A 12,070-nucleotide genomic window follows, 5' to 3' on the forward strand; every position below is an offset into this window, starting at 1 on the left:
TTCACCGATGCTCAGGCGCCGCCCGGCGGCGGCAGGAAATCGACCTCGTGCAGGGCCGACAGGCGCACCAGCTCCGCCGGGTCTGTGACGCCATCCAGCGCGATGAAGAGGTCGTAGAGCCTGCGCGAAGGCGCGACACCGAAGACGCAGTGGGCCGTCGCGCCGGAGCGGTTGAAAATGCCATGGGCGATGCCACGGGGCATCTTCACCGTGTCGCCGACCCGGGCCACGACCTTCTCGTCCCCGAACTCGACCTCCAGCTCGCCATCGAGCATGTAGATCCATTCGTCCTGGGTCGGATGGATATGCGGCGGGACGAATGTCCCCGCCGGCAGGGTGGCATGCCAGACGAAGGCATCCTCGTTCCAAAGCTTGGGCACATAAGTGTGCCCCACGACGTTCCATGCGTGTCCGTTCAGTCCGGCATCGGCCTTGGTCACACCAGGTTCCATTGTGCGCACTCCACTTCGATCCGCTATTGTTGGGCTATTGTGATGCGAGCCTGCCCCGAAAACGCGGAACCGCTTATCCAAAAAACGAACGCCTGTTGCGGCGAAATATTTTAGGCTTGAAATAAAATGCGGTTCTTGCGTTCATCGTGACCGGAGAGCCTGTAGCCACGGGAGGTGCCATGACCGCCGAACGGACATTGCCGCCGCGCGAGTATTTCGCGAGCCATCCCGTGCTGCGCACCACCGACCTCGACGAGGCCCGTCACCGCATCGGCCAGAAGTTCTGCGACCACCGGCTGGACATCCAGAGCCGCCGCGCCAGCCTGTCGGTGCGGCACAACGCGGTCAAGGGCCTGAACCTGTCGGTCAACTACCTTGCTTACGGGCCGGAAGTGATCGTCGATCCCGGACTGCTGGGCTCGTTCTACCTGTTTCACATTCCTTTGGCGGGCATGGCCCGCGTGCAGCATCGCTGCGAGGAGATGACGGCGAGCCCGTCGATGGCGGCCATTCTCAATCCCGACCGCAATGCCCGGCTGCACTGGGGAGAAGGCTGCAGCAAGCTGCTGATCCAGATCGACCGCGCGCATCTGGAGAGCGTGGCTCAGGCATTGGTGGGGGCCCCCCTGCCCGGCCCGATCCGGTTCGACATGAAGGTCGACCTCGCCTCGCCGCCCGGACGACGCCTGCAGCGGATCGTCACCGCATGCGTCGATGCAGTCGAGAACGGCGACCTGTTCCAGCGTCCGCTGGGCGGCGGCGATCTGCGCGCCGAGCATGACCTCGCCCATGCGCTGCTGACGCTGCAGCACAGCAACATCTCGCATATCATCGAGCGCTCCGACCAGCAGGCGAAGCCGAGGGCGATCCGTCAGGCGCTCGACTACATCCATGCGAATCTCTCGGAGCCGATCACGCTGGCCGACATCGCGGCGGCAGCCCGGATCAACGTGCGGACCCTGCAAAAGGGGTTTCAGCGGATCTTCGGCCTGTCGCCGATGCAGGTGCTGCGAAACGCCCGGCTGGACGCGGCCCATTACCAGTTGATGGCGCACAAGGATGCGCCTGGCGTGACCGAGGCCGCCTATTCCTGCGGCTTCTCGCATCTCGGACGCTTCTCGCGCGACTACAAGGAACGCTTCGGCCATTCGCCCAGCGAACGGCGCCGGACCGCCTCGTACGCCGACTGAGACGGCACTGTTCCGATCCGCCCCGGCCCGCCGCCGCCAGCCATGTTTGCCACGACCGGGGAAGGCGGACTTGCCTTGGCTGCCGGTCCGTGCCCCTATTCCCGGCTGAAATGTCGGTTTTTCAACATGTGCTTGAAACACGGACACGGGTTCGGGACGACGGCGCTGCCGGTAAGGCAGGCCGGGCGATGAAAGCGGCACACTTCCTGATGGACGAAAGCCCCAAGAAAAAAACGTTGCGGCAACTGGATCTGATGGGTTTCCTCGAAAAATCGGGCTACGCCTCCGTCGAGGAACTGACCACGCGGTTCTCTGTCACCTCGCAGACCATCCGGCGCGACATCGCCGACCTTGCCATGCAGGGACGGGTGCGACGGCATCACGGCGGCGTTGCCCTGACGAGTCCCATCGACGCCCAGACCTACCGGCAACGGCGGGTGGAACGCTTCACGATCAAGCACCGCATCGCGCGGCGGGTTGCCGAGCTCGTGCCGGACGGCGCCTCGCTGTTCCTCGATGCGGGCTCGACCTGCGAAGCGGTGGCGGAGGCGCTTTGCGAGCGCAAGGAGCTGAAAGTCGTCACCTACAGTCTGCGCGCGGCCGTGATCCTGACGGACAGGACCGACTTCACAATCGCGGTTCCCGGCGGGTTCGTGAAGAACGTGGCCGGCAGCGTGATGGGCGAAAGCATGTCCGAGTTCATTCGCCGGTTCCGCTTCGACACCGCCATCATCGCCGTCAGCGGCATCGACGAGGACGGAGCGATGGGCGATGACGATCAGAACGAGGTTTCGATCGTGCGCACAGCGATCGGCCAGGCCCGCTCGACGCTGCTTGCGACCGATTCCAGCAAGTTCTACCGCACCGCGCTCGTGCATCTGGGCAACGTGACCGAGGTTGACGACCTCGTCACCGACGCGAAGCCTGAAGGTGCGTTGCAGCACACCCTTGCCGCATCGCAGGTCAATCTGCACATCGCCTAGGCGCAAACGCCCCCGGATGCCCTTCGACGGCTAAAAAATCTCGCAAGTTTCATTTAGACTGTTGTGAAGGCACCGCGTTTGCGCGTTAAATGTCGAAAAAGGACAAATGTTGCCTTTCCAACAGAGGAGAACGGATATGCACCTGGGTATGAGGTGGGCCCTTGGCGGCCTGACAGCACTGATGCTTTCGAGCACGGCGATGGCCGAATCCATCACGGTCTACACGGCCTACGAGGAAGACGAGGCCGCCGCGTTCCTCGAGGAGGCAAAGAAGGCGCTTCCCGATGTCGACGTGAACCTGCTGCGTCTGTCCACCGGCGACCTGGCGGCGCGCATCATCGCCGAGAAGGCCAATCCGCAGCACGACGTCCTGTGGGGCTTCGCGGTCACCTCGATGGTCAACCCGCAGATTCTCGAGGGCCTCGAGGCCTACAAGCCCGAGGGTCTCGATGCGATCCCGGCCCGTTTCCGCGATCCCGACGGCAAGTGGTTCGCCGTCACCGGCTACATGGCGGCACTTTGCGTCAACAACGAGCGACTGAAGGACAAGGGCCTGAAGATGCCCACCTCCTGGGCCGACCTGACCGACCCGTCCTTCAAGGGCGAAGTCGTCATGCCCAATCCGGCCAGTTCCGGCACCGGCTACATCCAGATCGATTCGCTCCTGCAGATGATGGGCGAAGAGAAGGGCTGGGCCTTCCTCGACAAGCTCGACAAGAACGTCGCCCAGTACATCAAGTCCGGCTCCCGCCCGTGCAATGCCGCCTCGGCCGGCGAATACACGGTCGGCGCCTCCTTCGGGCTGCGCGCCGTCAAGAACATCGAGGAAGGTTATCCGATCACGCTCGTGGTGCCGTCCGAGGGCGCCGGCAACGAGCTGGAGGCGAACGGGCTCGTCGCCGCCTCGAAGAACAAGGAAGCCGCCAAGCGCTTCCTCGACTGGACGGTGAGCAAGGAAGCGGCGAACGCCTACTTCTCCTGGAAGGCGATCGTCACGGTTCCCGGCGGCACCATGCCCGAGCGCTTCACCAAGGCGGGCCTCCCGGCGGACGTGTCTCAGGTTCTGTTCCCGGTCGACTTCAAGGCCGCTGCCGAGGACCGGAGCCGGATCATCCAGACCTGGCAGGAAAAGTACGAGCGTTGAGCTGCGTCCGGCGGAGCGACGCCGACGCCTGAAGGTCCTGCGGCCTTTCGCATCGTCAGGTACAACCGGCCAAGGCTCCGCCAGCCATCATCAACTCCGTTCAGGACAGGCGGTCTTGTCGCTCGCGCGAGACCGCCTGTCCTGCGAGCTTTCGGGACGCGCGTCTTCACCGGCGCGCGTCATCTGACGGGCGCCGCCCCATGGCGGCCTCCCGCTTTTTGCATTCTTGAAGGCTGCATCCGCAGCAGGGGAACCTTCCATGGACCTTTCGATCCACGATCTCGTCAAGCGCTTCGGCCGTATCACGGCGCTGGACCATGTCTCGCTGGACGTGGCGCGCGGCTCCTTTGTCTGCTTCCTGGGGCCTTCAGGCTGCGGCAAGACCACGCTGCTGCGTGTCATCGCGGGACTGGAAGAGGCCGATGCCGGCAGCATCCGCCTGGGTGAGGCGGACCTTTCCTCGATCCCGGCAAGGGCCCGCAATTTCGGCGTCGTCTTCCAGTCCTATTCGCTTTTTCCCAACATGACCGCGGCACGCAATGTCGGCTACGGCCTGGAGTGCCGGCACTGGGAGAAGGAGCGGATCCGGGCCCGCATCGCCGAAATGCTCGATCTGGTCCATCTTTCGGACCAGGCAGAAAAGCTTCCGGCGCAGATGTCGGGCGGCCAGCAGCAGCGTATCGCGCTCGCCCGCGCGCTCGCACCCGACCCTTCCGCCCTCCTGCTCGACGAACCGCTCTCGGCGCTCGATGCGAAGGTGCGCGAGGAGTTGCGCGTCGAGATCCGGGCCGTGCAGAAGCGTCTCGGCATTACCACCATCATGGTGACCCATGACCAGGAGGAAGCGCTCGCCATGGCCGACCTCATCGTGGTGATGAACAAGGGACGCATCGAGCAGATCGGCACGCCGCAGCAGCTCTATCGCGAGCCTGCCAGCGCTTTTGTCGCCGACTTCATCGGCCGCATGAACGTGCTGCCGGTCGAGGCCGGAGCGCAGGGCGCCATGAGTTTCGGCGGCACGCCGCTGCGTATCGACCACCCGGCACGCGACGGCGCGACAATGCTCGGCGTGCGTCCGGAGGCGGTCTCGCTCGCGGGCCGGGGCGACACCGGCGCCAACATCCTCCCCGCAACGGTGCGCTCGGTCTCCTTCCTCGGCAATGTCACCCGTGTCGAGGTCGAACCGGATGCGCGCCGGGAGACCAGCATCATGGTCGAGCTGCACGGGACCTCGAAGGTTCCCGAACAGGGAGAACAACTTGCCATTTCCATTCCCGCCGAGGCCTTGAGGGTCCTGTCATGAGCCTGGCCGCCGAAACCACCGCGCCGCCCGCCGCAAGACGCGGCGGCGGCCTGACGGGCGACCGCAGCGTGACCCTTGGCCTGTCCATCCTTGCCGCGATCCCGATCCTGGTCTTCCTGCTGATGCCGCTGACCGGCATCCTGCTGCGCGGGTTCGAGACGCCGGACGGGTACGGCATCGGCAACTTCACGGACACGTTCGGCGCGGAGCGGTTCTGGAAGCTCGTCTACAACAGCATCGCCATGTCCCTGACGGCGACATGTGCCGCGGTCGGCCTTGCCTATTTCTACGCGTACGCACTCCAGCGGGCGAAGATCCCCTTCAAGCCGTTCCTGCGCATCGCCGTGCTCACCCCGCTTTTCGCGCCCTCCCTGGTGCAGGCGCAAGGACTGATCCTGCTGCTTGGCCGCAACGGCGTGCTCAACCGGTTTCTCGGGTTCGACATCGACATCTACGGCTTCTGGGGAACGGCGATCGCCAACGCGCTCTACGCGTTTCCTTACGCCTATCTGATCCTGTCGGCCGCACTCGCCGTCGCCGATGCGCGTCTCTACGAAAGCGCAGAGGCGCTGGGTGCCGGCCCCTTGCGCATCTTCCGCGACGTGACGCTGCCGGCCACGCGCTTCGGGCTCGCCGCCGCGATCTTCGTCGTTTTCACCCTGGTGATGACGGACTTCGGCAACCCGATGGTCATCGGCGGCGATTTCAGCGTGCTTGCGACCGAGGTCTACAACCAGGTGATCGGCCAGGCGCAGTTCGGGCTCGGCGCGGTCATAGGCATTGTCCTGCTGGTGCCCGCCATTCTCGCCAAGCTCATCGAGAAGCGGATCTCCCGCAAGCAGCACGCCTCGGTGACGGCACAGTCCAAGCCGCTGGTGGTGAAGCCCTCGCTGCGCAGGGACATGGCGTTCTCGGTCTATGCCTATGTCGTCGTCGCCCTCATCCTGAGCGTCCTGGCAATCGTCGTCGTCGCCAGCTTCGTGCGGCTATGGCCCTACAACATGAGCTTCACGCTCAAGCACTACGAGTTCGACGTCCAGAACGGCACCGCGCCGCTTTGGAACAGCGTCGGCGTGTCGCTTGCAACGGCGTTCGTCGGCGTCGCGATCACCGCCCTGACCGCCATCGTCGTACAGAAATTCAGGAACCCGCTGACAGGCCCCCTCTCCTTCCTTGCCATCCTTCCCGCAGCGGTGCCTGGAATGGTGCTCGGCCTCGGCTATGTGCTGACCTTCAACGAGCCGTCCAATCCGCTCAACGTGCTTTACGGGAGCTTCGCGCTGATCGTCATCCTCAGCGTCTACTACAACCACGCCCACGCCTTCCTGATCTCCTCCACCAGCCTGAAGCAGATCGGCTCCACCTTCGACGAGGCCTCGACCACGCTTGGCGGCAGCGCCGTGACGACGCTCCGGAAGGTGACCCTGCCTCTCCTGTGGCCGACGCTGCTCGGGGTTGGCGTGTTCTACTTCATGCGCACGATGGTCTCGCTGTCGGCGGTGATCTTCCTGGTGACGCCCTCGACCCAGCTCGCGGCGGTCTCGGTACTGCAGCTCTCCGATCGCGGCGCCGTCAACCAGGCGGCCGCCTTCTCGGTCTGCATCATGGCCATCGTCATCGCTTGCCTGCTGGTCGTGCGCACCATCCTGTGGCTCGCCGGCGCGAAGAACGTGACGCTGATCCGCTGACGCGCTCCGCCGGTCAACTCCGCCGGCCAACTCCACCGGTCAGGCACCGGTCAGGCACCGGCGGAGGCGATCTCCTGCCAGGCATCATAGGCGGCAAGCACCGTTTCCATCTGCGCCGTATGCCCGGCGACGAAGGCCGCATCATAGATGGTCTCGTCCGGGTATTCGGTGATCAGGGTCAGCGGCACGGCATGGCGGTCGTCGACGGCTGACAGGCAGGGAATGCCGTTAACGAGCCGCAATCCGGTATCGCCGACATGGGCCTCGAACAAGGCGATCCAGCCGGCATTGTTCCGCAAAAGGCCTGGAACCTCGCCCAGGCGGCGCGTCACCTTGTCGAGCAGGATCTCCGCCGGGTCCGACCAGCCCTCATGATGGCGCATGATCAGGAAGAACCCCTTCGGCACGGTCCACATTCCGTGGCCTGCGGGAACATAGCCGGAAAGCGGCCGCGTCCATTCATGGGCAGGGTAGCCGTGCAGGTTGACATGCAGGCGCGCGCCGCTCACCCGCTCGGCCATGACCCGGATTTCCGTCTCGTGGAGAGTGCCAACGCCGCGCGGGCGGTATTCGAGGTCGTCGCCGAACGCCGTGTACCGCGCAGCATGATGCATGTGGTGCGGGTTGTCGCGCCGCAAGCGTTGATGCAGGGCGTAACCGTCCGGGTTCTCCAGCGGCGAGACCGTGAAATGGGAACCTTCGCGTGCCGCCAGACGCCGTGCGGCGCGCAACGCACCGACGACGCCGGTCGTCTCGTTTGCATGCTGGCCGGCGCTGATCATGACGGCCGCGTCGGATCCGGCCACATGGCATGCCCTCACCGTCCGCCCCGCCCGGCTCCGTGACTGAAAGGCCCGGCCGCCGAGCCCGTCCAGTTCAGTGGCGACCTGTGCCGTGGCAAGCGGTTCGCGCGCCGCGTCCAGCGGCTGGACGGCGCACTCCTCAACGTCTCCCGACAGCGCCCGCGTCTCGATCCGCAAGGCGATGCGCCCGTCGCTCTCGACCACTTCCGGCACGATCTGGCCGGGCCGCAGCCCCCTGTCGCCGATCGGCCGTCCCGTCTTGCGCAGGAAGACCTCCAGCAGGGAAAAATAGAGGTCCTCGTGCAGGGCTTCCTTCAGGCTGGTCGTCTCGCCGGGATGGGCGAGTGCCTCATCGGCCGAGGGGAGCTCGACACGGATGTTGAGCTCGTCGAAGAACGGTTCGCTCGTGCCCCAGTCGTGTTCCGAAACCGCCTCGATGACGGCCTCGAACACCGCCTCGTAATCGGTTTCAAGCCGCTCGCCGATCTCGTCCGAACCGCTTGCGTACCAACCGGTCGGTGAGAGGTTTGTCGCCCCCGCCGTATCGACATGCACCCGGTTCGGGGCAAGGATCCGGCAGTGCCGCACCCGCCCGTCGGAACCGGTCAGCGTGACGTCGTAGTCGAGCCCCCCGTCCATACGGGGGAAAAAGCGGATCTCCCGTTCCCCGACCAGTGCGGCCAGCGGATAGGTCTCCAGCCGGAACCGGTTTTCGGGCGTGTGCGGAAGAACCGGATAGCCAATCCCGATCGCCGTGACGCCGGCAAGGTCGATTTCCTCGAGGAAGGCGTGCAGCAGGGGCTTGTAGGCGCTGCGGATGCGTGCCGTCACGCCTTTTGCCGCAAGCTGCCTTTCAGCCTCAACGCGGCTGTCCCGGTCGTCGAATGTCCAGGCCTCGAACGCCTGGCCGGGCACGGCCCCGGCGACAAGGCGGTCGAGCGTCCGCTCGAATGTTCTGTCAATCAGTACCGTCGTCACGCACCCGCTCCATTTCTCACCCGACGCCCGTCCCCTTCGCGTCAGCGAAGGGGACCGAGATACTGATCGTCGCCAACATGCTCCATCCAGTCGACGGAGACCCCGTCGAGCGCTTCGGCGATGGCAATGTGGGTCATGGCGCTTGTGTCGGTGGCGCCGTGCCAGTGGCGCACGTCCGGCGGAAACCAGATGATGTCGCCTGGCCGGATCTCTTCCTTCGGCTCGCCCTCGCACTGGGCCCACCCCGTGCCGGCCGTGACGATCACCGTCTGGCCGAGCGGATGGGTATGCCAGGCGGTGCGTGCGCCCGGCTGGAAGGTGACAATCGCGCCGCCGACGCGCGCCGGCTCTTGCGTGGTGAAGCGGGAGGCCATGCTGACCTTGCCGGTGAAATACGCCGCCGGAGGCGTCGTCGACGGGTTGTCTTCGGTTCGGATGATCTTCATGGCCTCGCTCCGGTGGCGGTTCAGGGACTGCGTTTCCGCCGGTTCGGTCCGGCCGGTCGCCGCAAGCTTATCATTTCGCGCGGCTCCGTCTCCGCCGCCGCGTCCGAAACCTGAATGTCGATACAATCTAGTTCAGCAGAAAAATCGCGGCGTTCAGCACGGATGCAAACGCCACCCACGCGGCATAGGGAAGGAACAACACGGCGGCGGCGCGATGCTTGCGCCAAGCCGACACCACGAACGAGAGAATGGCGACGACCGTCAGCAGGATGATGACAAGCGCCAACCCGATCCGGTGGGCGCCGAAAAAGACCGGCGTCCAGAGAAAGTTGAGCAGCAATTGCACCGCCCAAAGCCGCATCGCCCAACCGGATCGATCCCTCTGCCAGACAAGCCAGCCTGCAATCGCGATGAAGACGTAAAGGACCGTCCAGACCGGACCGAACACCCAGGGTGGCGGATTGAAGGCGGGCTTGGCAAGGTTCCCATACCAGTCGCCGACGACGCTCAGCCCGCCCAGCAGCAACCCGCCACCGACAACGAGCAGGAGAAAAACCGCAAGAACAACAAATCTTTGCATCATGTCCGCCTTTGCTGCCAACGCCTTGTCACCCGCGCCCGCGATAGGACGGCACGCCCTGGTCCGGGATCCACACATCGGCCGGCGCCGGGCCGGTCTGGTAGAAGACGTCGATCGGGATGCCGCCGCGCGGATACCAGTAGCCGCCGATCCTCAGCCATTCCGGCTCGAGCAGATCCGCAAGTCGCCGGCCGATGGACACGGTGCAGTCCTCGTGGAAGGCGCCGTGGTTGCGGAACGAGGTGAGATAGAGCTTCAGCGACTTGCTCTCCACCAGCCAGCCCGCCGGCAGGTAGTCGATGACCAGATGGGCGAAGTCGGGATGGCCCGTCATCGGGCACAGCGAGGTGAATTCCGGTGCGGTAAAGCGCACCGCATAGCGCGTTCCGGCCTGCGGATTGGGCACCCGCTCCAGCACCGCCTGTTCCGGGTCCGACGGTATTTCCGTCGCCTTGCCGAGCTGTGTCAGCCCGGGATAGATGTCGTCCCTGCTCATGTTCCGCAAGCCTTTCGTCCGATCCGCTCGCTCCCTGCTACACCAGCAAGTGGGGCAGCGGAAGGTCAGGCTCCGGAGCCGGTTGCAACCGGCTCCGGAAACCGCGTTGTCTCAGGCGAAGACGCGCCGGAAGACGGCAAGGCGCGAGAGCACCAGAACGTCGAGCGCCATGACGCCGACCAGCGTCAGCCCGACCAGCGGGAAGGCAAGCGACAGGGCGAGCATGACCAGCATCGCGCCACGCCAGTGCGGCAGTCCTTCGGGAACCTGCGGGGCGAAGAGGCGGATCGCCCCCTTCCTCGGCCGACGCAGCCACCACATGACGACACCGCTGACGGATAGGAAGATCACCGACAGGCAGAACACCGTGTTGAGGACGAGGTTCCACAGGCCCATGTCGCCCTCGTGGAAGGCGATGCCGACGGCCATCGCCTTGCCGGCGACGGAATAGTCGGCAAAGCCGACATCGGCGAGCACCCGGCCCGTATGACGGTCGACATGCACCGTCCGGTCCGAAACCGGGTTCTGCGCGTCATTGCTCATCGTGTCCTGATTGATCGTCCACACACCGGTCTCGCCGCGCGGGAAGGACATGCGGAAACGCCCGCGATAACCGAGCGCACCGGCAAGGGCGGCAACGGTATCCGCGTTGACCGGCACGCCTTCGGCAATGCCTGTGACGCCGGCATCGGAGCCGGAGGCCGGCATCGGCGTTTGTTCCAGCGCCCAGGGCACGTCCTTGACCGCTCCGTGGTTCATCGAGGCGTGGATGTCTTCGGAGAGCGGGACATTGTCCCATTTCTCGGCCGGGAAGGTGCTCCAGGCCTGAACGAAGCGCTCGCCCCAGATGCCGGACCATGAGAGGCCCGAAAGCAGGAAGACGATCAGGATCAGCGACACGTAGACACCGACCGTGACGTGCAGGCTCTTGAAGAGCGCCCGCCCCCGCTCCGCAAGGTTCGGCACGAAGGCACGGAAGGCACCCGTGCCGCGCGGCCACCACAGATAAAGACCCGTCACGACAAGCACGACGGCGAAACCGGCCGCGATCTCGATCAGCCGGTCGCCGAGTGTGCCGATAAGCAGGGTTCCGTGGATGTCGTTGACGAAGTCGTACCAGCCCGCGCGCCGGTCCCACGTCTCCAGCACGGCGCCCGTATAGGGATCGACCGCGACCATCGCCTGGCCATCGCCGGCGGCGATGCGAAAGACCGAGGCCCGCTCCGTGGTGGCAGGCTTGATCCACTCGACCAGCGTGCCGCCGGAAACGGCCTGCAGCGCGCTTGCCGACTGATCCGCGACGCTCAGCGCGGTGGCGGAGGGTGGAACCGTCACGGCGATATGCTCGCCGTCGCGGCCGTCGAAGACGGCGATATACATCATCGCCAGACCGGTGATGGCCAGCATGACCAGGAAGGGTGCCACATAGAGGCCGGCATAGAAGTGCCAGCGCCAGGCGGCGAGATAAAACCGGCGGTCGGCATCGCCTGCGGCCGGGTGAACGGGCGCGGACGCGCCTTCGGATTGAACGCTCATGAAAACTCTCCAGCACATGTCGACGGGCATGGCGTCCGTCTCCACTCGGGGAGAACGGCGCAGCCGCGTCAGGAAAGGGACTGTGTCTCAGAGAGTGACGGGCGGTGCCCTGGCTCCCAGCGGCAGCGGCTGGAGCCTGGAAAGCGGGTCGCCATGGCCGGTTGGCTGGAGAGAAACTTCCGCGACCGTGAAGGACGGCTGCCAGGCGGGATCGGCAACAGCGGCAAGCGCGACGGCGGTGGCGAAGAGACAGGGCGCGGGTGACCGGTCGGTGTCCTCGTCCTGCGCCGGCACTTCCCGGCCGGCCGCATCGAGCGTGACGGAGCGCAGGCCTTGCGTTGTGCAAAGGACGACAGTGAGGTGGCCGTCCGCGTCGCGAGTCGGCATCATCCCCGCGGGGACGAGACCGGTGACGAGGACGACAAGCATCATCAGCGCGGAAACCGCGCTCCTCAATGCCTGTTCCTCCCC

Annotated in this window: 12 protein-coding genes; 5 read left to right on the forward strand and 7 right to left on the reverse strand. The window is 65.4% G+C overall.

What is annotated here, in order from left to right:
- Positions 1-11: 11 nt before the first annotated feature.
- Positions 12-452 carry a cupin domain-containing protein gene (locus ACQY46_RS18235; RefSeq protein ID WP_428697420.1) on the reverse strand — a complete coding sequence of 147 codons (441 nt, stop codon included), beginning with the start codon at positions 450-452 and terminating at the stop codon, positions 12-14.
- A 179-nt stretch (positions 453-631) separates the two neighbouring features.
- Here ACQY46_RS18235 and ACQY46_RS18240 point away from each other — a divergent pair, with 179 nt between their 5' ends.
- The 5 genes from ACQY46_RS18240 (at position 632) to ACQY46_RS18260 (ending at position 6,760) form a co-directional block, all read left to right on the forward strand.
- Positions 632-1,642 (forward strand): AraC family transcriptional regulator, encoded by a 1,011-nt coding sequence (locus tag ACQY46_RS18240; protein WP_428697421.1) that lies wholly within the window; start codon positions 632-634, stop codon positions 1,640-1,642.
- Between the two features lie 188 nt (positions 1,643-1,830).
- Complete coding sequence (locus ACQY46_RS18245; protein ID WP_428697422.1) at positions 1,831-2,625, forward strand: DeoR/GlpR family DNA-binding transcription regulator; 795 nt, start codon at positions 1,831-1,833, stop codon at positions 2,623-2,625.
- 136 nt (positions 2,626-2,761) lie between these two features.
- Positions 2,762-3,769, forward strand: a complete 1,008-nt coding sequence (locus ACQY46_RS18250) for an ABC transporter substrate-binding protein (RefSeq protein WP_428697423.1) — start codon at positions 2,762-2,764, stop codon at positions 3,767-3,769.
- A gap of 259 nt (positions 3,770-4,028) precedes the next feature.
- Complete coding sequence (locus ACQY46_RS18255) at positions 4,029-5,072, forward strand: putative 2-aminoethylphosphonate ABC transporter ATP-binding protein (protein WP_428697424.1); 1,044 nt, start codon at positions 4,029-4,031, stop codon at positions 5,070-5,072.
- Positions 5,069-6,760 (forward strand): ABC transporter permease subunit, encoded by a 1,692-nt coding sequence (locus tag ACQY46_RS18260; RefSeq protein ID WP_428697425.1) that lies wholly within the window; start codon positions 5,069-5,071, stop codon positions 6,758-6,760. The genes ACQY46_RS18255 and ACQY46_RS18260 overlap by 4 nt, the downstream gene beginning before the upstream one ends.
- A 50-nt stretch (positions 6,761-6,810) precedes the next feature.
- On the opposite strand, the gene ACQY46_RS18265 is transcribed toward ACQY46_RS18260, so the two are convergent.
- The 6 genes from ACQY46_RS18265 to ACQY46_RS18290 form a co-directional block, all read right to left on the reverse strand.
- Positions 6,811-8,541, reverse strand: coding sequence for a peptidase M14 (locus tag ACQY46_RS18265; RefSeq protein ID WP_428697426.1), 1,731 nt, complete (start codon positions 8,539-8,541; stop codon positions 6,811-6,813).
- 41 nt (positions 8,542-8,582) lie between these two features.
- A complete protein-coding gene (locus ACQY46_RS18270; protein WP_428697427.1) occupies positions 8,583-8,987 on the reverse strand; it encodes a (R)-mandelonitrile lyase in 405 nt (134 codons plus the stop codon).
- Positions 8,988-9,114: 127 nt separating this feature from the next.
- Positions 9,115-9,567, reverse strand: coding sequence for a TspO/MBR family protein (locus tag ACQY46_RS18275; RefSeq protein WP_428697428.1), 453 nt, complete (start codon positions 9,565-9,567; stop codon positions 9,115-9,117).
- Between the two features lie 28 nt (positions 9,568-9,595).
- On the reverse strand, positions 9,596-10,063 hold the full coding sequence (gene queF / locus ACQY46_RS18280; RefSeq protein WP_428697429.1) for a preQ(1) synthase: 468 nt from the start codon (positions 10,061-10,063) through the stop codon (positions 9,596-9,598).
- A gap of 111 nt (positions 10,064-10,174) precedes the next feature.
- Entirely contained in the window at positions 10,175-11,599 is a 1,425-nt protein-coding gene (locus tag ACQY46_RS18285; protein WP_428697430.1) for a PepSY-associated TM helix domain-containing protein, read from the reverse strand.
- An 87-nt stretch (positions 11,600-11,686) separates the two neighbouring features.
- Positions 11,687-12,055: a DUF2946 family protein gene (locus ACQY46_RS18290; RefSeq protein WP_428697431.1), complete on the reverse strand. Its 369-nt coding sequence runs from the start codon at positions 12,053-12,055 to the stop codon at positions 11,687-11,689.
- Positions 12,056-12,070 lie beyond the last annotated feature (15 nt).

Source organism: Stappia sp. (assembly GCF_965276915.1).
GTDB lineage: Bacteria > Pseudomonadota > Alphaproteobacteria > Rhizobiales > Stappiaceae > Stappia.

Coding starts and splice junctions, on each gene's coding strand:
- ACQY46_RS18285 (WP_428697430.1), bottom strand. CDS start 11,599: ATGAGCGTTCAATCCGAAGGCGCGTCCGCGCCCGTTCACCCGGCCGCA.
- ACQY46_RS18245 (WP_428697422.1), top strand. CDS start 1,831: ATGAAAGCGGCACACTTCCTGATGGACGAAAGCCCCAAGAAAAAAACG.
- ACQY46_RS18240 (WP_428697421.1), top strand. CDS start 632: ATGACCGCCGAACGGACATTGCCGCCGCGCGAGTATTTCGCGAGCCAT.
- ACQY46_RS18260 (WP_428697425.1), top strand. CDS start 5,069: ATGAGCCTGGCCGCCGAAACCACCGCGCCGCCCGCCGCAAGACGCGGC.
- ACQY46_RS18255 (WP_428697424.1), top strand. CDS start 4,029: ATGGACCTTTCGATCCACGATCTCGTCAAGCGCTTCGGCCGTATCACG.
- queF (WP_428697429.1), bottom strand. CDS start 10,063: ATGAGCAGGGACGACATCTATCCCGGGCTGACACAGCTCGGCAAGGCG.
- ACQY46_RS18250 (WP_428697423.1), top strand. CDS start 2,762: ATGCACCTGGGTATGAGGTGGGCCCTTGGCGGCCTGACAGCACTGATG.
- ACQY46_RS18275 (WP_428697428.1), bottom strand. CDS start 9,567: ATGCAAAGATTTGTTGTTCTTGCGGTTTTTCTCCTGCTCGTTGTCGGT.
- ACQY46_RS18235 (WP_428697420.1), bottom strand. CDS start 452: ATGGAACCTGGTGTGACCAAGGCCGATGCCGGACTGAACGGACACGCA.
- ACQY46_RS18270 (WP_428697427.1), bottom strand. CDS start 8,987: ATGAAGATCATCCGAACCGAAGACAACCCGTCGACGACGCCTCCGGCG.